Below are 17994 nucleotides of genomic sequence, written 5' to 3'. Positions count from 1 at the left end.
CTCGCGGGACGGGATCGGCGGTGGTTCGCCGCCGCCGGGGGCGGCGCAGTCGCGCTCGACGCATGGCTGGCGATGCCGGATCCGTAACAGACGGGCGCCTTCGGCCGCGAACGTGACCTGGACGTGCGTCCACCGCGCCGATCGCCGCCGAAGCCGCGCCTACAGGTCAACGCACTGGCCGCGGTCAGGCGCCGCCTTGCCCCGCGGCCGGCTTCCGTCGCTTGCGCCGGAAGTATGCCGTGAGCTTGCCCCCGGCTTCCTCGCCCAGCACGCCGCCGACCACTTCGACACGGTGGTTGTGGCGTGGGTCGGCCAGCAGGTCGAACACGCTGCCAGCCGCGCCGGTCTTCGGGTCATGGGCGCCGAATACGACACGTGCGATGCGCGCATGCACCATCGCCATGGCGCACATCGCACACGGCTCGAGGGTGACGTAGAGGGTGCTGCACAACAGCCGGTGGTTGCCGAGCCGACGACCGGCCTGCCGCATGGCCACGATCTCGGCATGTGCGGTCGGGTCATGCTCGGTGATATTGCGATTCCAGCCTTCCCCAAGCACCTCTCCATCGGCGGAGACCAGGACGGCTCCGACCGGGATCTCGTCGTCCTCGCGCTCGGCGCGGTCGGCCAGCGCCAGCGCGTGGCGCATCCAGTGCTCGTCGGCAGCGGCTACCGCTCCTGGATTCGACACGCTCACTCCGAAGGGGCTTGGTCAAGTTCGGAACGGCCATCCCTGGCGCTGCACTTTCCTCTTCGGATCGTCCGGCCCGGCCATCCATGGCCGGTCAGTCGTCGGCCTGCGAGCATGTGGCTCGCGAGCAGGCCGACTACTCCCACTCGATCGTCGCGGGCGGCTTGCCGCTGATGTCGTAAACAACGCGAGAAACGCCCCGCAACTCGTTGATAATCCTGTTTGAAACGCGTCCCAGGAATTCGTAAGGAAGGTGTGCCCAGTGGGCGGTCATGAAGTCGATGGTCTCGACCGCGCGCAACGCGATCACCCATTCGTACGCACGGGCATCACCGACCACGCCGACCGAGCGCACCGGCAGGAACACCGCGAACGCCTGGCTGGTCTTGTCGTACAGCCCGGCCCGGCGCAACTCCTCGATGAAGATGTTGTCGGCCTTGGCCAGCAGTTCAGCGTATTCGCGCTTGACCTCGCCGAGGATGCGCACGCCCAGCCCGGGACCCGGGAAGGGATGGCGGTAAACCATCGACTCGGGCAGCCCCAGTTCCACTCCAAGCCGGCGCACCTCGTCCTTGAACAGTTCGCGCAGTGGCTCGACCAGGCCCATCTTCATGTGTTCGGGCAGGCCGCCGACGTTGTGGTGGCTCTTGATGACGTGGGCCTTGCCGGTCTTGCTGCCGGCCGACTCGATCACATCCGGGTAGATGGTGCCTTGCGCCAGCCACCGGGCGTTCTTCAGCCGGCCGGCTTCCTCGTCGAATATCTCGACAAACAGGTTTCCGATGATCTTGCGCTTGGCTTCCGGGTCGGACACGCCCTCAAGGGCCTTGAAGTAGCGGTCGGCGGCGTCGACCCGAATCACGCGAACGCCCATGTGCTCGGCGAACATCGCCATCACCTGGTCGCCCTCCTTCCACCGCAACAGGCCCGTGTCGACGAACACGCAGGTCAGCTTGTCGCCGATGGCCTTGTGCAGGAGCGCGGCGACCACGGACGAGTCCACGCCGCCGGACAGGCCGAGGATGACCTCGTCGCCGCCCACCTGCTCGCGTACGCGGGCGATCTGGTCATCGATGATATGGGCCGCGGTCCAAAGGGTCTGGCATCCACAGATTTCGGTCACGAACCTGCGCAGCAGGGTCTGCCCCTGCAGCGTGTGGGTGACTTCGGGGTGGAACTGCACGCCGTACCAGCGCTTGGCCTCGTTGGCCATCGCAGCCACGGGGATGCGGTCGGTCCGGGCGGTGACGGTGAACCCCGGCGGCGCGGTGGCGACGTGGTCGCCGTGGCTCATCCAGACGTTGAGCCGCGGCTCGCCGCCGTGGTCGCTCAGGCCGCCCAGCAGCGCGTCATGCGCGACCAGCTCGACTTCGGCGTGGCCGAACTCACGTGCATCCGCGGCCTCGGTGGTGCCGCCCAGTTGGGCAGCCAGTGTCTGCATGCCGTAGCAGATGCCCAGGATCGGCAGGCCGCTGTCGAACGCCTGCTGCGGCGCGTGCGGGGCATCGGCCAGGGTCGTGGACTCGGGCCCCCCCGACAGGATGATGCCCTTGGCGCCGAACGCCGCGATCTCGTCCGGGTCGTGGTCCCAGGCCCAGATTTCGCAGTAGACCCCTATCTCGCGCACCCGCCGGGCGATCAGCTGCGTGTACTGCGCGCCGAAGTCGAGGATGAGGATCTTGTCGGAATGGATGTCGGTCATGGGGCTGGTGCAGGAGATGGGGAACAGGGGGGGGAGAAGGAACCAGAAAAGTCCGGCAGGGCGTTTCGGGGGATGGAGGGAATTCCTGCTCCCCGCCCTCGCCTCACCCTGCCCGGTAGTTCGGCGGCTCTTTGGTGATCTGCACGTCGTGCACGTGGCTCTCCCTCGAGCCTGCACCGGTGATGCGGACGAAGCCGGGCTTCTTGCGCATGTCCTCGATCGTGGCGCATCCGACATACCCCATCGTCGCGCGCAGGCCACCGGCCAGCTGGTGGACCACGCTGCGCAACGGGCCGCGATACGGCACGCGGCCCTCGATGCCTTCCGGCACCAGCTTGTCGGCGTCGGATGCGTCCTGGAAGTAGCGGTCCTTGGAGCCCATCTCCATGGCGCCAAGGCTGCCCATGCCGCGGTAGCTCTTGTAGCTGCGGCCCTGGAACAGTTCGGCTTCGCCGGGCGCCTCCTCGGTGCCGGCAAACAGGCCGCCGACCATTACCGTGGAAGCACCGGCGGCCAGCGCCTTGCCGATGTCACCCGAGTACCGGATGCCGCCATCGGCGATCAGCGGAATGCGGTCCTGCAGTGCCTCTGCGACCATCGCTACCGCGGTGACCTGGGGTACGCCCACGCCTGCCACGACGCGGGTCGTGCAGATCGAGCCCGGTCCAACGCCCACCTTGACCGCGTCCGCGCCGTGGTCCATCAGTGCCAGGGCGGCGTCACCGGTGACAATGTTGCCGCCGATCACCTGCAACTGCGGGAAGCGCGCCTTGACCCACTTCACCCGGTCCAGCACGCCCTGCGAGTGGCCGTGGGCGGTATCGACCACCACCACGTCAACGCCCGCCGCGGCGAGTGCTTCCACCCGGGCTTCGGTGTCGCCGCCCACGCCGACCGCCGCACCGACCAGCAGCCGCTCGCTGCTGTCGTACGCGGCGTTGGGGTTGTCCGACTTCTTCTGGATGTCCTTGACGGTGATCAGGCCACGCAGCTCGAAGCCGTCGTTGACCACCAGCACCTTCTCGATACGGTGCTTGTGCAGGAGTTGCACCACCTCCTCGTCGCTGGCGCCTTCGTTGACCGTCACCAGGCGGTCGCGCTTGGTCATGATGTGGCGAACCGGGTCGTCGAGCTTCTTCTCGAAGCGCATGTCGCGGCTGGTGACGATCCCGACCAGTTGCCCCCCGTCCACCACCGGCACGCCGGAGATGTTGCGCGCACGGGTGAGCTTCAGCACTTCGGCGATGGTGGTCTCGGGGCCGACGGTGAACGGCTCCTTGATCACGCCGGCCTCGAACTTCTTGACCTGCGCCACGTGCGCGGCCTGCTGCTCCAGGCCCATGTTCTTGTGGATGATGCTCAGGCCGCCCAGCTGGGCCAGCGCGATGGCGAGGCGAGCCTCGCTGACGGTGTCCATCGCCGCCGAGAGGATCGGCAGGCGGATGACCAGGTCGCGGGTGACGCGGGTTTCGAGCGAGACGTCCTTGGGCAGGACGGTGGAATGCGCGGGGACGAGCGATACGTCGTCGTAGGTCAGCGCTTCAGCCTGGATGCGCAGCATGGGGCGGCCCGGGGAGATGAAGCGCGCCATTGTACGCCGTCCGGGCCCTGCCCTGCTGGCCGTGGCCCACCCCGCGGAAAAGCCGGGCGCGGCGGCGCAGGCTGCCCCCGGCCCATTGCTAGGGGTCCGACGCCTCGGCTGCTTCCAGGGTGTTCTGCATCAGCGTGGCGACGGTCATCGGCCCGACCCCGCCCGGCACGGGCGTTATCCAGCTGGCACGCCCGGCCGCGGCGGCATAGCCCACGTCCCCCACCAGCCGGCCGTCGTCCAGCCGGTTGATGCCCACGTCGATGACCACCGCGCCCGGCTTGACCCACTCGCCGGGGATCAGCTGCGGCCGCCCGACCGCCACCACCAGGATGTCGGCGCCGCGAACGGCGGCTTCGAGTACGTCAGGAGGCGTGAACTTGTGGCAGCTGGTGGTCGTGCAGCCCGCGATCAGCAGCTCCAGCGCCATCGGGCGGCCCACATGGTTGGACACGCCGACGATGGTGGCGCTCTGGCCGCGCACCGGCCGGTCGGTGTAGCCCAGCAGCGTCGTGATGCCGCGCGGCGTGCACGGCCGCAGTCCGAACTGGCGCAGCGCCAGGTGCCCCACGTTCTCGGGGTGGAACCCGTCTACGTCCTTGTCCGGGTCGATGCGATGGATCAGGGCGGTGGCGTCCCGGCGGTCCGGCAGCGGCAATTGCACGAGGATACCGTGGACGTCCGGGTCGGCGTTGAGGCGATCGATCAGCGCGAGCAGCTCGGCGTCGCTGGTGTCGGCCGGCAGGTCGTGGTCGATCGCTCGGATACCCACCTTTTCCGCTGCACGCCGTTTGTTGCGCACGTACACCGACGATGCGGGGTCGTTGCCCACCAGCACCACCGCCAGCCCCGGTGGCCGCTTGCCCGCCGCGAGCCGCTCGTCGACCCGGGCCTTGAGGTTGTCGAGCAGGTCCTCGGCGATGCGCTTGCCGTCGAGGATGCGGGCCGTACCTGTCTGGGTCATTGGGATGGTGGGCGCTGCGCTAGAGTCGGGCCGCGCATTATCGCCCATCCCGCCCGCCCTCCTGGAGACTGCCATTGAACCAGCACGACATTGCCACCACGGCTATCGAGGCCGCCGTCTTCCGACGCCTGCGCCAGCACCTGCTGGAGCAGCGTCCGGACGTCCAGAACATCGACCTGATGATCCTGGCCGGTTTCTGTCGTAATTGCCTTGCCGACTGGTACCGCGAGGCGGCCGAGTCGCAAGGCATCGCCATGAGCCGCGACGATGCCCGCCAGACCGTGTACGGCCAGCCATTCGCGGAATGGAAGGCCAAGCACCAGGCCGAGGCGACGCCTGCGCAGCTGGCCGCGTTCGAGGCCGCCACGCGCGGCCCTGGTGGCTGAGTCCGACCGGGCCGTGACCGCCAGACCCCCAGGGCCGTGGCCGATGCTGATCCCCCTGTTGCTGGTGGTGGCCGTCTACCTGGCGATGTGCGTGCTGGTCGCCCTGCGCCAGCGCGACCTGATGTACTTCCCCGCACTGACCCGTGCACCGGCCAACGAGACCGACCTGACCCTGGTTGTGGAAGACCTGAAGCTGCGTGCCTGGGTCGTCAACCCGGGCCAAGCGCGCGCGATCGTCTATTTCGGGGGGAACGCCGAGTCCGTCCAGTTCAATCGCGAAGCGTTCGCGAAGTGGTTCCCGGGGCACACCGTCTACCTGCCGGCATATCGCGGCTACGGTGCCAGCGAGGGAGAACCCCGCGAGGCCGCATTGCAGGGCGATGCGCTGGTGTTTTTCGACCACGCCGCGTCGCGCCACGCCACCGTCGACCTGATCGGCCGCAGCCTGGGCAGTGGGGTCGCCGCGCACGTGGCCTCCATGCGGCCGGTCCGCAAGCTGGCGCTGGTGACCCCGTTCGACCGCATGGCGTCGGTTGCAGGCCACCACTACCCGTGGCTGCCGGTGGAGCGGCTGCTCACCGAGCGGTACCAGACGGCTGCCGCGCTGACCGGCTTCGGAGGCGAGGTGCTGGTGGTGCGTGCGCAGCGCGACGACGTCGTCCCGGCCGCCAGCACGCGAAATCTCATCGACACCCTACCCGCGTCATCGACCCGCGTCGTCTCGCTGGCCGAGGCCGGGCACAATACGGTGGATCGTGATCCCGCCTACGGCGAGTCGTTGCGGGCCTTCATGGATCGCGACGGCGACACGCGCTAGTCCCCGGTGGCGGGCGCGCTGCAGCGGGGAACGCCCGAGCCCACCACGCAATTCACGCAGCAGGCCTGCGGCAGCGGAGCCGCCTGTGGGACAAACGCGCGCGAAGGCCCCATCGGCAGGCCCGGCTTCAGCTTCAACAACGTCGCCCAATGCTTGCGGTTGAAGTCGCAGGCGGCCGGATTGGCGGGCGAACAGTTGGCCGTGTCGCCTTGCGGAAGTCCCCAGAACCGCCCGTCGCGGTTCAGCGGAAGGATGCGCATGGTGACTGCCTGCAGCACGTTGCCCCCGATGAGGTGCGCTTGGCCGCCGCGACCGGCCTGGACGACCACTTCGCAGTGCATCGCCAACGATGCCCCCGGGTTGCGCGTGAACCATGCTGACAACGCCGGATGGCTGTCGGCGCCGGCGCCGGTGCCCCGCACGTAACACAGCAGGTCACCTACCTCCGGGCGCGCGGTGCGTGGATCCTGGGCCGTGTAAGGACTCGACTCCGGTCGCTGGTACGCCTCACGTACGTAGTCGACGTGGCCCGGGGAGGGGCGGAAGCCCGGCACGCCCGCCTGCACCATCACGTATGACATGAAAGCTGCGGACCATGGCTTGTCCACCACGAACGTCCGGCATCCGGGTATCGGGCCGCCCCCGCGCCGGGCGTATGCGCAGGTGCTGGCGCCTGGCGCGAACGCCATCGAGCCCAACAGCCCGCTGCCCTGCCAGTAGTCCACCACGCGCAGCCACGCCGGGGTGGAACCGTCGGCCAGCCGGGTGTCCTCGGCCTCGGCGACGGTGGTGCTGGCCAGGCGACCCTGCGCATCGATGAAGGGCTGGAACCACAACGCGTGTTCCCGACATGCGACCGAGGCAATGCGCGAGGGCAGGTCCCGAGCCTGGAGCGGATCAGTCGAGGTACACCCGGCGCTCGCAGCTACGGGCCAGAGCGCCAACACCGCCAGGGCCACCGGCAGCCCCAACCAACGCGCGTGCTGCATTGTCCGCTCCTCGTCTATCCGCGTGTCGAAATAGCTTACGGACCGATGGACGCGGGGGTCACTGGCCGGCGCAGAACCGCGCGTAGTCGATATAGCCGGGGAACGGTGTACCGGGCGTGCATACCGGGCACTGCGGGTCGGCGTGCAGGCGGGTTTCCCGGAAGCGCATGGCCAGCGCATCGAAGTGCAGCAGCCGCCCACGCAGCGGATCGCCTAGGCCCAGGATCAGCTTGATCGCCTCGGTGGCCTGCAGCAGCCCGATCACGCCGGGCACCACGCCCAGGACGCCGGCCTCGGCGCAATTGGGCGCGGACTCCGGCGGCGGCGGTTCCGGGAACAGGCAGCGGTAGCAGGGGGCATCGCCTCGGTGGCGCCCCGCATCGAACACGCTGACCTGACCTTCGAACCGGTGCACCGCCCCATACACCAGCGGCTTGCGCAACTGCACGCAGGCATCGTTGAGCAGGTACCGGGCCGGAAAGTTGTCGGCGCCGTCGATGACGACATCGGCCGACGCGATCAGCCGCTCGACGTTGCCGGCGCCAATCCGCTCGGGGAAGGCGTCGACGTCCACCGAGGGGTTCAGTGCGTTGAGAGCGATGCGTGCCGACTCCACCTTGGGCACGCCCACGCGGGCATCGGTATGCAGGATCTGGCGCTGCAGGTTACTTCGGTCGACGACATCGTCGTCGGCCAGTACGAGCGAGCCCACGCCTGCGGCGGCAAGGTAGTAGGCCGCCGGCGAACCCAGTCCGCCGGCCCCGACGATCGCCACCCGCGCGTCGTGGAGTCGCCGCTGCCCCGCTTCGCCCACTTCCGGCAGGCGCAGGTGGCGGGAGTAGCGTTCATGGAAGTCCACGTCGCCCTCCACTGCCGACACCGGCAAGCCTTCGGCGACCCAGCGGTCCGTCCCGCCATCCACCGAACAAACCGCCCGGAACCCGGCTTCCACCAGACTCTGTGCGGCCTGCAGGGATCGGCCACCGACCTGGCAGATCAGCATGACCGGCGTGGACCGGGTCGGGATCACGGCGTCCGGATTGGCCTCCAGCTCTGCCCGCGAGACGCCGGTCGATCCCTCGGCACCGCCCAGTGCCCGCTCGTGCGACTCGCGTACGTCGATCAGCAGGACGCCCTCCGCCTGGCGTCGATGGGCCTGGGCCGGGGTGATGCGGTCCACGGCGCTGGGGGAGGAGTCGTGATCCATGCCGGGACTATCGTGCGGGGCCGTCATGCATACGGCAATACGTCCACCACCGCACCGGCCTGCAGCGACTGCGCGCCTTCCGGCACCACGATCAACGCGTTCGAATCGGCGGCTGCACGCAGGCGATGCGACCCGGTCGCCCCGCTCGGCACCACCTGCAGCCCGCCCTCTCCGTCTGCCATCAAACGGCCCCGCACGAACTCTCGGCGGGGGTGGGTCTTCTCGATGGGCGCCGAAAGGCGGGCACTCCAGCTTTGCCGGGCCTCGGTCCGGCCCTGCAGTCCGTCAACCAATGCCCGGCCAAGGGTCAGCCAGGTCGCCAACACCGACACCGGGTTGCCCGGCAGCGCCAGGATGCGCGCCTGGTCGATGCTGCCAAGCAGGACGGGCATGCCCGGCTTCATGCGCACCTTCCAGAAGTGGATCTCGCCGAACTCCGCAACGACAGCAGGGATGTGGTCTCTTTCCCCGGCCGACACCGCGCCACAGGTCACCACCAGGTCGAAGGCACAGGCGGCGTCGCGCAGCGCGATTTCCACCTGGCGCGAATCGTCGGGCAGTCGCGGCCAGGCGGTGGGCTCCAGGCCTTCTGAGCGCAGCAGGCCCATCAAGAGCTCTCGGTTGCTGTCATGGATCTGGCCCGGTGCCAACGGCATGCCGGGTTCGACAAGCTCGTCGCCGCTGGTGAACACCGCCACGGTCGGGCGACGACTGACCGGGAGCGAGGGAAGACCGAGCGAAGCGGCGAGCGAGACCCGGGCGGGAGTGAGCCACTGGCCGGCCGTGAGCACGAGGTCACCCCGGCGCACGTCTTCGCCAGCGCGGCGCACGTGGCTGCCGGCCGGTTCGTCTTGCGGCACGTGGACCTGCCCGCCTTCCAACCGCGCCCGCTCCTTTATGACCACGGTGTCGGCGCCTCCGGGCAACGGTGCGCCGGTGGTGATTCGCCAGCACTCCCCCGGGCCCAAAACCGCTGAAGCAGCGTCTCCGGCAAACTGCTCGCCCGACAGCCGGAACCCCCCGCGGCAGGCCGCCAGGTCGACATGGCGATAGGCGAAGCCGTCCATCGCGCTGTTGTCGAAAGGCGGCAGCGGCATGGGTGCGACCACGTCCCGGGCAAGAACGCGGCCATGCGTACGGCCAATCGCCTGCACCTCGATTTCCAGGCGATGCGCCTGGGCCAGGTTCGCAGTGACTGCCAACGCCTCCGCGTGGCTGATGGAGGTGGGGTATGTGGCCGTTGTCATCGGTCTTTATCCTTGCGGAAGCACGACGTGGGCCGCGTGCAGGTCGCCCAGCGTATTGAGATTGCCCAAGCGGCGCCCCGGCAGGGGGAGCGTCGCCAGGCCGGCCACCGCAACCAGGTCCCGGACCGCCAGCCGACCGGCATCGAGTGCACGTCGCGCATGCTCTGCGAGGACCTCCCTTCGCCACAGGGCCACCAACGGCTGCAGGCCGCCATCGTCCTGCACGACGATCCCGGGTACGCCCGGGTCCTGACGCGCGGCTGCGAGCAACCACCCGGGCAACTCCGGGGAAGGGTCGAGCACGTCCACCGGCAAGGTCATCAGCCAGGGTGTGCGGCACCGCGCCGCCAGCTCCGAGAGCCCCGCAATCGGGCCCCACCCCACGGCCGCATCCCGCACGGTGTGGAACCCAAGGGCGGCGTATCGAGGGTCATGCGAGTTGCTGCTGACCAGCACCTCGGCGATGCCATCGAATGCGCCTGCCAGGCGCGCCACCTGGGGCTGCCCGTCGCGGAGCAGCCACGCCTTGTCGACACCGCCCAGCCGGGTGCCCCGACCACCGGCGATCAGTCCGAGCGTCACCGGCAGCGCAGCCCTGCCACGCCCCATGCCCACGCCGGGCGCGACCGGGGTCACTTGCCCTTGACGTGCCGGAGCATCCGCCGCTTGCGGGCGACCTGGCGGTCGGTCAGCACGTTCTTCTTGCCTTCGTAGGGGTTGGTGCCTTCCTTGAACACGAACTGCACCGGGGTCCCGACCAGCTTGAAGCGCTTGCGGAAAAAGTTCTCCAGGTAGCGCTTGTAGCTGTCGCTCAACGTGCGCAGCCGGGTGCCGTGCACGGTGAAGGTGGGCGGATTGGTCCCGCTGGGATGGGCGAAGCGCAGCTTGGGCACGTGGCCACGGACCACCGGTGGTGGGTTGGTCTGGTAGGCGATCTCGACCGCCTTGGTCACCTCGGTGGTGCCGAACTCCCGCGTGGCCGATGCGTGGGCCCGGTGGATGGCGTTGAACAGTTCGCGCAGGCCCGATCCGTGCAGGGCGCTGATGCGCACCGCTTCGGCCCACTCCACGAATGCCAGTTTGCGCGACAGCAGGGCTTCGGTCTGCTGGCGCTGGTAGTCGGTCTGGCCGTCCCACTTGTTGACCGCCACCACCAGCGCCCGCCCGGCTTCCAGGGCGTAGCCCAGCACGCTGGCGTCCTGGTCGGTCACGCCCTCGCCCGCGTCCAGCATCACCACGGCCACCTGGCAGTGCTCGATCGCCTGCAGGGTCTTGATGATGGAGAACTTCTCGACCGCCTCGTCCACGCGTGACTTGCGACGTACGCCCGCGGTGTCGACCAACCGGTACAGGCGGCCGTCGCGCTCCATGTCAACCGAAACGGAGTCGCGCGTGGTGCCCGGCACTTCCGAGGCGATCATGCGCTCCTCCCCAAGCAGCCGGTTGACCAGGGTCGACTTGCCGACATTGGGGCGCCCGATGAAGGCGACGCGGATACGGGAGGGGTCGGTATCGAGTTCCGCCGACGTGCCCTCCTCGGGCAACGCCCCCAGGATCTCGTCGATCAGGTCGTCGATGCCCTGCCGGTGCGCGGAAGAGATGGCCAGCATCTCGGCGAAGCCGTAGCGGGCGAACTCGGCGCGAACCGCGTTGGAGTCCAGCCCTTCTGTCTTGTTGATGACCAGCATCGTGGGCCGCGAGGCCTTGCGCAGCCAGCGCAGGATGTCGTCGTCCAGGGCCGAAGCCCCTTCCCGGCCGTCGACGATGAACAGCACCAGGTCCGCTTCTTCGGCGGCGGCACGTGCCTGGCGCGCCGTGGCGCCCGCAAGGCCCTCGTCCTTCCCTGCGATGCCGCCGGTGTCCACGACCGCGAACGCCGGCAGGTCTTCCGGCCGGCACACGCCGTAGTGGCGGTCACGGGTCACGCCCGGCTCGTCATGCACAAGCGCATCGCGCGTGCGCGTCAACGCATTGAACAACGTGGACTTGCCTACGTTGGGACGGCCGACGAGGGCGACGAGGGGCAGCATGGTTGGACCTTGAAGCGGGAACGGAGCTGGATGGGGAACGGGGGTGTCCCGGTCTCCGCGTTCAACGCCCGACGCCCGGCGCGGACGTCAAGGCATGGGTGGCGCGGAGCACCGCGCCACGGGCAACTACTGGCCCAGGCGATAAGCGCTCAGGCGGCCATCGGTGTCCTGCGCCAGAAGGATGCCATCGACCACGACCGGCGCGGCGCGCAGTGCTTTGCCCGACAACCGTGTGCGGGCAGCAAACGAACCGTCCTGCAGGTCCAGCCAGTGCAGGTAGCCGTCGAAATCGCCGACTACGGCATAGCTCCCCTGGACGGCAGGCGCAGTCAGGTTGCGCCGCGCCAGGCCGGGTTGCTGCCACAACGCGCTGCCGCCGGCCTTGTCCAGCGCATAGACGGTACCGTCAGGTGCGGATACGACCAGCCGGTCCGGCCCCAGTCCGATCCGACCCGCGCCGCCGTGCTGGCTGGCCCACATCGGACGCCCCGTGGGGCCATCGATCGCGATGGTCTGCTGCTGGAAGCTGCTGGCATAGATGGCGGCGCCGTCCAGGACCGGAGCGCCGTCGACGTCGGCCATGCGGTCGAGTTCGGTGCGACCCTCCTGCCCGCCGACCACCTGCTCCCACAGCGGCGCGCCATCGGTGGCGCTCAACGCACTCAGGGTGCCGTCATCGTTGCCGACGAACACGTAGCCCGGCCCTAGCAGAACACCGTCGTTGCCGCGGACCGACAATGGCGGGACATCATGGTTCCAGAACCAGCGACGCTGGCCGCTCGTCGCGTCGAACGCGGTCACTCGGCCGTCGTTTGAACGCACGAACACCATGCCCTGCCCGATGACCGGTGGGGCGATGACCTCGTTGCTGACCTTGGCTTCCCACCGCTGGGTACCGGTGGCGGCGTCCAGGGCAATCACTTCGCCATCGAGTCCCCCGGCCACGACCAGGCCTTCGCCCGCACCCGGGCCGCCACTGATTCGGACGTCCGTGGGGTAGTGCCAGAGCTGCCCGCCGGTTTGCAGGTCAAGCGCCCGGACACCCCCGTCAACCGCGGCGGCGTAGACACGCCCGTCCGCTACCACGGGCCCCTGGCGTAGGCCCAGCCGTCCTTCACCCTTGCCTACGTTCGTCGACCAGATCTGCACCGGGGATGCGCTGGCGGCGAAATCGGTCAACGCCACCGGCTCGCCGGCCTTGTCGTCGCGGTCAAACCAGCCACGGACCGTGCTGCAGCCTGAAAGGGTGGCAAGGCACGCCGCGATGGCTGCGGTGCGCAGGAGGATGCGGTGCGATTGCAGTGCTGGCTTCATCAAGACTGGGCCTCGGTACGGTCGACGGACCCACCGGCATCGGTGAGCTTCAATTCAAGGATTCCGCGCTGCGGCGATGCCACGTCCATGCCGGCCAGCGCTTGGGTGTAGGCCTCCCGCGCCAGCTCGGCCTTTCCGAGCGCCAGCTGCGCGTCGCCGCGGATCTCCAGCGCCGCCGGGCTGTCGGCCGTGCCGAGAAGCTCCAGTGCCTGGGTCGGCTCTCCGGCATCGATCAGCAACCGCGCGAGGCGGCGGGCGACCACGTCTTGCAGCGCGGGGTTGTCGCTGCGGATGCCGCGAAGGGTCGTGACCGCCGCTTCCGACTCGCCGGCCTCCACCTGCGCCGCCGCCAGTTGCAGTGCCGCCAGCACCTGGAAGGTGCCAGGCTCGAGCGCCGCGACCTGGCCGGCCGCGGCCGCCTCGCCGGCTTCTATACCGTTGACGACTGCTTGATAGCGGTCGGCGGCGGCCGACTGGCGGGCGTCCTGGTCGCGCTCCCACCACTGCCAGCCGCCGATGGCCGCCAGCCCCAGCAGGACCCCGCCGACCAGTCCTGCACCGTTACGGCGCAACCAGTCCTGTACGCGTTCGCTTTGTTCGTGTTCGTCGAGAATATCGTCTAGCGCCATGCCGGCCTGCCGTGCGGGGGCCCGCGCAATGGCGGGCCGGATCTGGAAATGCAATCGGCCGGACTACGCCGGCCGATGCAGGGCGTGGAGCCGCGGCGTGGTCAGTCGCGAACCGGCGCCAGCGAGCCGTCAGAGGATAGCGTAAAGCGCGCGACGTTGGCTCGGCTGAACGGCTCCAGGTCGATGAGCTCACCCCCCCTGCGCGCTTCCACTGCGGCCGAGTTGCCGAGTACCACGCGACCCACTTCGCCCTTGTCGTAGCTCAGCCGCTGCCCGGATTCCATCATTCCCTGCTCCAGCGCTTCGCCCTGCGCCGAGAACACCTGGACCCAGCTGTCGTCGCTGAAGCGCAGGGACAGGCCGGTCACCGCCGGGGCTGCGGCCTTGCTCCTGGGCGGCAAGGAGGCCATGGAGGCGACTATTGGGGTTCGTTCACGGACGGCCGGAGCGCTATCGGGCTTTGGCGCTGTGCCGGGCGCGGCCTCGATACCCGGTGACGGGTCGAGCGACTCCACCGCCAGTCCTTCCGAAAGGTGGGGGCGCGTGGCAAGCCAAACCGGCAGGGCGATGGCCACCGTCAATACCACGTAGACCGCGCGGCGTGCCATTTGCTCGCCCATTACCCGGTAGCGCGGGACGTGGGTGTGGCTGACCAGCTCCGGCTGCGCTACAGGCTCGATCGGCGAACGCAGCAGCTCCTGCTCGATGTCCAGCCCCAGCAGTCGGGCGTAACTGCGCAACTGTCCGCGCACGAACACAGGCGCACCCAGTGGTCGCCAGTCGTCGGCTTCCAGCGCACGGACCACGCGCACCGGCATCTTGAGCCGTGCGGCGACGTCCTCGTGCGTGAACCCGGCTGCCTCGCGGGCGGCGCGAAGCCGTGAACCGCAGCCGTCGCAACCGGGTGCGATTTCGTTGGAATTGGTCATCGCCTGCCTTCTTTCCCCGTACCGGAGCCCGATGCATTCGGGAACTCCGCCCTCATTCGCTGAACGTATCGGGCAGCTGCAGCCCTGTCGCCGAGCATTTCCTCGATTTGTGACGCAAGCAGCAATGAATGCGCATCTGCCGGCGCCGCAGTCAGCCGACGTTCAGAAAAGGCGCGAGCCTGCATTCCATCGCCCCGACGGTAAGCGCGCTCGGCCAGGGTCGACAGTGCCACCGGGTCGGCAGGGTCGAGCCGGATCGCCAGGCGCAGGTACGCGTCCGCACGCTTGTCCAGGTTTGCGCGGTCCGCGCAGCGACCCGCGTTCGCCAAAGCGCCGGCGCGCGTGGCATACCCGGGGGTCTTCACCGCCCGCTCGAACCAGGGCAGCGACTCGGCCTCGCGTCCATTGGCACACAACCACGTGCCGTAGTTGTTCAGCGTTCCGCCTCGCGTGGGTGCCAGTTCGGCGGCCTTGCGGTAGTGGTCTCCGGCGCGGGACGCATCGCCCTGACGGTCGTACACCACCGCAAGCAGGGTATGGGCGCCCTCGGAACGGGAGTCGATCTTCAACGCCTCCCGCGCCAGGCGCTCGGCGTTGACTAGGTCTCCCTTTACAAGCGCAGCCCTCGAATTGGACACATGCGGCAGCGCGTCCCGGGCAGCCATGCGCTGGGCCGACTCCCTGACATGGATATCGGGCGCCACCCGCTCGAAGTCACCGCGTCCGGTGTCGGGACGCACGAACGACAACCGGCTGCAGCCCGCCAGCACAGCCAGGCAGGCCACGACCGCAAGTGCGCGGGCCCAGCTTGGCCGGTAGTCGCGTTCCGATACCTGGGAAAGCCTACGCCGCATCGCTCACCCCTCCGTCCTGGGCGCCCTTTTCCTGCAGCGCCCTGTCCTCCAGGCTCTTGCGGAAATCTGCCTGGCGGCGCGTCCGGTCCATGACCTGCCCCTTCAGCTGGCCGCAGGCGGCGTCGATGTCGTCACCTCGGGTGCGTCGCACCGTCGTCAGAACGCGGGCGTCCTGCAGCAGCTTCTGGAAGGCGCGTATGTCGGTTTCCGGCGACCTTTCAAAGCGGGTCCCCGGGAACGGGTTGAACGGGATCAGGTTGACCTTGGCAGCATCCTTCATCTGCACCGCGTTCTCGAACTGCCGCATCAGGCGGGCCAGTTCACGCGCATGCTGGGGCTGGTCGTTGACTCCCTTCATGAGCGTGTACTCGAAGGTGATCGACGAACGGGGCTTGCGGCGTACGTAGCGCTGGCATGCCGCCATGAGATCGGCGATCGGATACTTCTTGTTGAGCGGTACCAGCTCGGTACGCAGCTCATCATTGGCGGCGTGCAGCGACACCGCCAGCGACACATCGCTGACCTCGCCGAGCCTGTCGATCATCGGGACCATGCCGGCGGTGGAAAGCGTGACGCGCTTGTTGGCAAGGCCGTATCCCAGGTCATCGCGCATGATGCTCATCGCCCGCACGACGTTGTCGAAATTGGCCAGCGGCTCGCCCATGCCCATCATCACGACGTTGGTGAGCTTGCGCTGCTGGTGCGGCACGTTGCCCAGCTCACGCGCCGCCACCCACACCTGGCCGATGATCTCGGCGGTGGAGAGGTTGCGGTTGAAGCCCTGGGTCGCGGTGGAGCAGAACTGGCAGTTCAGCGCACAGCCGACCTGGCTCGATACGCAGAGCGTGCCCCGGCCCTTGTCGGGGATATAGACCGTCTCGATCGCGTTCTTCGGGTCCATGCCGAGCAACCACTTGCGGGTGCCGTCGGCCGAAGGCTGGTCGTGCAGCACCATCGGCGCCCGGACCTGGGCATGCTCGTGCAGCTTGGCGCGCAGCGCCTTGCCCAGATCGGTCATGTCGTCGAAATCGGTGACATGCCGGTGGTGGATCCACTTCATGACCTGGTGGGCGCGGTAGCGCTTCTCGCCCAGCGTCTGCTCGAAGAAGTCCTCCAGCGAAACGCGGTCGAGGTCGAAGATGTTGCGCTTCGACCCCGACCCGATGGCCTCCCGCTCCCCCGCGCGCGCGCGCGCCGCGCCGGAGTCCGGTGCAAGCGTGATGTCGATGCGTTGGTTCGGGGTGCTCATGGAAACCTGTAGTGCCTGTTTGGAGCCGCGATCAGCGGGTGTAGACGTCCGTGGCCGGGAAGAAGTAGGCGATCTCGATCGCCGCATTCTCCAGGCTGTCCGAACCGTGCACCGCGTTGGCATCGATGCTGTCGGCGAAGTCCGCGCGGATGGTGCCCGCGTCAGCGTCCTTCGGATTGGTGGCGCCCATGAGGTCACGGTTCTTGAGTACCGCGCCCTCGCCTTCCAGGACCTGGATCATGACGGGGCCGGAGATCATGAACTCCACCAGCGCAGCGAAGAACGGACGCTCGCGGTGGACCGCGTAGAAGCCTTCTGCCTCGCTGCGGGACAGATGCTTCATCTTGGAAGCCGCGACCTTCAGGCCGGCCTTCTCGAAACGGGTGTAGATCTCACCGATGACGTTCTTGGCAACGGCGTCGGGCTTGATGATCGAAAGGGTGCGCTCCAGCGCCATGGGATGTCTCCAGGTAGGCGGGCCGCGGACCCTGAAAGAGCAGGAACCTCGCGCCCGAGGATAACAGAAAAACCCGCGTCGGAACGCGGGTTTAGCCGATATGGCTGAGGTAATGCTATCGGATTGCGGAGCGCTTTTGCAGTGCTTGGTCATATTGGCCGGCGGGAGGCGCGGGTCGCGCGTTGACGTCCAGCACGCCAAGGCATAGGATCAAACAAGCGTTTGAATAACCTCTTCCCGACAGCGGACCGTTCCGATGGCCACCCATTTCTCGACCAAGGACCGCATCCTCGGCGCTGCAGAGGAGCTCTTTGCCCAGTTCGGCTTCAGCGGCACGTCGCTGCGCCAGGTCACCAGCCGCGCCGACGTCAACATCGCCGCGGTCAACTACCACTTCGGCAGCAAGGAGAACCTGGTCAACGAGGTGTTCCGGCGGCGCATGGACGGCATGACGGCCGACCGGCTGACTGCGCTCAAGCGCGCAGTGGAGGAATCACCGGGCGAGCTTGAACCGGTGCTTGCCGCATTCGTCGAGCCCGCCCTGGCCCTCGCGCAGGACCGGCAAGGCGGCGGCGCGTTCGTTCGAGTCGTTGCGCGCGCCTATGCCGAGAAGAACGACAGCCTGCGCAAGTTCCTGTCTGACCACTATGGGCACGTACTGCGGGAGTTCGCCAAGGCCATCTCCGTCTGCGTGCCGTCGCTGAGCAAAGAGGAGCTCTACTGGCGCCTGGACTTCCTGGCAGGGGCGTTGACCTATGCCATGGCGGATTTCGGCCTGATCAAGCGTCCACCCGACGTCAGCGAAAAGGCCCACCGCGAGCGTGCGGCGCGTGAGCTGATTCGCTTTGCGGCGGCCGGTTTCAAAAGCTGATCCACCCACCCCCGGTCTTTGGGGATCGCAATACTCCGCCGGCTAGCGCAAGACGAACCGAATTCAATAG

Annotated in this window: 18 protein-coding genes; 3 read left to right on the top strand and 15 right to left on the bottom strand. The window is 68.3% G+C overall.

What is annotated here, in order from left to right; genetic code table 11:
- Positions 1–184: 184 nt before the first annotated feature.
- From tadA to folD, 4 genes are all read right to left on the bottom strand, one after another.
- Positions 185–691: a tRNA adenosine(34) deaminase TadA gene (tadA, locus tag ACJQWL_RS02170; protein WP_330968208.1), complete on the bottom strand. Its 507-nt coding sequence runs from the start codon at positions 689–691 to the stop codon at positions 185–187.
- Between the two features lie 136 nt (positions 692–827).
- On the bottom strand, positions 828–2393 hold the full coding sequence (gene guaA / locus ACJQWL_RS02165; RefSeq protein WP_330968207.1) for a glutamine-hydrolyzing GMP synthase: 1566 nt from the start codon (positions 2391–2393) through the stop codon (positions 828–830).
- Positions 2394–2496: 103 nt separating this feature from the next.
- Positions 2497–3954 carry an IMP dehydrogenase gene (guaB, locus tag ACJQWL_RS02160; protein WP_330968206.1) on the bottom strand — a complete coding sequence of 486 codons (1458 nt, stop codon included), beginning with the start codon at positions 3952–3954 and terminating at the stop codon, positions 2497–2499.
- 118 nt (positions 3955–4072) lie between these two features.
- Positions 4073–4945 (bottom strand): bifunctional methylenetetrahydrofolate dehydrogenase/methenyltetrahydrofolate cyclohydrolase FolD, encoded by an 873-nt coding sequence (folD, locus tag ACJQWL_RS02155; RefSeq protein WP_330968205.1) that lies wholly within the window; start codon positions 4943–4945, stop codon positions 4073–4075.
- 74 nt (positions 4946–5019) lie between these two features.
- On the opposite strand from folD, the gene ACJQWL_RS02150 reads away from it, so the two are divergent.
- Together ACJQWL_RS02150 and ACJQWL_RS02145 are read left to right on the top strand one after the other, a co-directional pair.
- A complete protein-coding gene (locus ACJQWL_RS02150) occupies positions 5020–5331 on the top strand; it encodes a DUF1244 domain-containing protein (protein ID WP_330968204.1) in 312 nt (103 codons plus the stop codon).
- Positions 5332–5374: 43 nt separating this feature from the next.
- Positions 5375–6148 (top strand): alpha/beta hydrolase, encoded by a 774-nt coding sequence (locus ACJQWL_RS02145; protein ID WP_330968203.1) that lies wholly within the window; start codon positions 5375–5377, stop codon positions 6146–6148.
- Here the strand turns inward: ACJQWL_RS02145 and ACJQWL_RS02140 are convergent.
- The 11 genes from ACJQWL_RS02140 to ndk all read right to left on the bottom strand — a co-directional run bounded on the left by ACJQWL_RS02140 (position 6145) and on the right by ndk (position 17053).
- Complete coding sequence (locus ACJQWL_RS02140) at positions 6145–7137, bottom strand: DUF2272 domain-containing protein (protein WP_330968202.1); 993 nt, start codon at positions 7135–7137, stop codon at positions 6145–6147. The two genes, ACJQWL_RS02145 and ACJQWL_RS02140, sit on opposite strands and share 4 nt — an antisense overlap.
- A 58-nt stretch (positions 7138–7195) precedes the next feature.
- Entirely contained in the window at positions 7196–8344 is a 1149-nt protein-coding gene (moeB, locus tag ACJQWL_RS02135) for a molybdopterin-synthase adenylyltransferase MoeB (protein ID WP_330968201.1), read from the bottom strand.
- Positions 8345–8367: 23 nt separating this feature from the next.
- Positions 8368–9591, bottom strand: a complete 1224-nt coding sequence (locus ACJQWL_RS02130; protein ID WP_330968200.1) for a molybdopterin molybdotransferase MoeA — start codon at positions 9589–9591, stop codon at positions 8368–8370.
- A gap of 6 nt (positions 9592–9597) precedes the next feature.
- On the bottom strand, positions 9598–10227 hold the full coding sequence (mobA, locus tag ACJQWL_RS02125) for a molybdenum cofactor guanylyltransferase (RefSeq protein WP_330968199.1): 630 nt from the start codon (positions 10225–10227) through the stop codon (positions 9598–9600).
- Positions 10224–11621 (bottom strand): ribosome biogenesis GTPase Der, encoded by a 1398-nt coding sequence (gene der, locus ACJQWL_RS02120; protein WP_330968198.1) that lies wholly within the window; start codon positions 11619–11621, stop codon positions 10224–10226. The genes mobA and der overlap by 4 nt, the downstream gene beginning before the upstream one ends.
- Positions 11622–11747: 126 nt before the next feature.
- Positions 11748–12935 (bottom strand): outer membrane protein assembly factor BamB, encoded by a 1188-nt coding sequence (bamB, locus tag ACJQWL_RS02115; RefSeq protein ID WP_330968197.1) that lies wholly within the window; start codon positions 12933–12935, stop codon positions 11748–11750.
- On the bottom strand, positions 12935–13564 hold the full coding sequence (locus ACJQWL_RS02110; RefSeq protein ID WP_330968196.1) for a YfgM family protein: 630 nt from the start codon (positions 13562–13564) through the stop codon (positions 12935–12937). The genes bamB and ACJQWL_RS02110 overlap by 1 nt, the downstream gene beginning before the upstream one ends.
- A 101-nt stretch (positions 13565–13665) precedes the next feature.
- Positions 13666–14493 (bottom strand): RodZ domain-containing protein, encoded by an 828-nt coding sequence (locus tag ACJQWL_RS02105; RefSeq protein ID WP_330968195.1) that lies wholly within the window; start codon positions 14491–14493, stop codon positions 13666–13668.
- Positions 14490–15233 carry a type IV pilus biogenesis/stability protein PilW gene (pilW, locus tag ACJQWL_RS02100; protein WP_330968194.1) on the bottom strand — a complete coding sequence of 248 codons (744 nt, stop codon included), beginning with the start codon at positions 15231–15233 and terminating at the stop codon, positions 14490–14492. Before pilW ends, ACJQWL_RS02105 begins: the two co-directional genes overlap by 4 nt.
- 103 nt (positions 15234–15336) lie before the next feature.
- The gene (gene rlmN / locus ACJQWL_RS02095) at positions 15337–16596 is read right to left on the bottom strand and encodes a dual-specificity RNA methyltransferase RlmN (protein ID WP_330968193.1); all 1260 of its coding nucleotides are present in this window, start codon (positions 16594–16596) and stop codon (positions 15337–15339) included.
- A gap of 31 nt (positions 16597–16627) precedes the next feature.
- Positions 16628–17053 carry a nucleoside-diphosphate kinase gene (gene ndk, locus ACJQWL_RS02090; RefSeq protein WP_330968192.1) on the bottom strand — a complete coding sequence of 142 codons (426 nt, stop codon included), beginning with the start codon at positions 17051–17053 and terminating at the stop codon, positions 16628–16630.
- A gap of 256 nt (positions 17054–17309) precedes the next feature.
- On the opposite strand from ndk, the gene ACJQWL_RS02085 reads away from it, so the two are divergent.
- Positions 17310–17924 (top strand): TetR/AcrR family transcriptional regulator, encoded by a 615-nt coding sequence (locus ACJQWL_RS02085; RefSeq protein ID WP_330968191.1) that lies wholly within the window; start codon positions 17310–17312, stop codon positions 17922–17924.
- Positions 17925–17994: the final 70 nt, after the last annotated feature.

Origin of the sequence: Novilysobacter viscosus (genome assembly GCF_046600715.1) — a bacterium.
GTDB lineage: Bacteria > Pseudomonadota > Gammaproteobacteria > Xanthomonadales > Xanthomonadaceae > Lysobacter_C > Lysobacter_C viscosus.
The sequence above is the reverse complement of the archived record's forward strand: the minus strand, read 5'-3'. Positions and strand labels throughout refer to the sequence as shown.

Coding starts and splice junctions, on each gene's coding strand:
- guaA (WP_330968207.1), bottom strand. CDS start 2,393: ATGACCGACATCCATTCCGACAAGATCCTCATCCTCGACTTCGGCGCG.
- guaB (WP_330968206.1), bottom strand. CDS start 3,954: ATGCTGCGCATCCAGGCTGAAGCGCTGACCTACGACGACGTATCGCTC.
- folD (WP_330968205.1), bottom strand. CDS start 4,945: ATGACCCAGACAGGTACGGCCCGCATCCTCGACGGCAAGCGCATCGCC.
- ACJQWL_RS02145 (WP_330968203.1), top strand. CDS start 5,375: ATGCTGATCCCCCTGTTGCTGGTGGTGGCCGTCTACCTGGCGATGTGC.
- ACJQWL_RS02140 (WP_330968202.1), bottom strand. CDS start 7,137: ATGCAGCACGCGCGTTGGTTGGGGCTGCCGGTGGCCCTGGCGGTGTTG.
- moeB (WP_330968201.1), bottom strand. CDS start 8,344: ATGGATCACGACTCCTCCCCCAGCGCCGTGGACCGCATCACCCCGGCC.
- ACJQWL_RS02130 (WP_330968200.1), bottom strand. CDS start 9,591: ATGACAACGGCCACATACCCCACCTCCATCAGCCACGCGGAGGCGTTG.
- der (WP_330968198.1), bottom strand. CDS start 11,621: ATGCTGCCCCTCGTCGCCCTCGTCGGCCGTCCCAACGTAGGCAAGTCC.
- bamB (WP_330968197.1), bottom strand. CDS start 12,935: ATGAAGCCAGCACTGCAATCGCACCGCATCCTCCTGCGCACCGCAGCC.
- ACJQWL_RS02110 (WP_330968196.1), bottom strand. CDS start 13,564: ATGGCGCTAGACGATATTCTCGACGAACACGAACAAAGCGAACGCGTA.
- ACJQWL_RS02105 (WP_330968195.1), bottom strand. CDS start 14,493: ATGACCAATTCCAACGAAATCGCACCCGGTTGCGACGGCTGCGGTTCA.
- rlmN (WP_330968193.1), bottom strand. CDS start 16,596: ATGAGCACCCCGAACCAACGCATCGACATCACGCTTGCACCGGACTCC.
- ndk (WP_330968192.1), bottom strand. CDS start 17,053: ATGGCGCTGGAGCGCACCCTTTCGATCATCAAGCCCGACGCCGTTGCC.
- ACJQWL_RS02085 (WP_330968191.1), top strand. CDS start 17,310: ATGGCCACCCATTTCTCGACCAAGGACCGCATCCTCGGCGCTGCAGAG.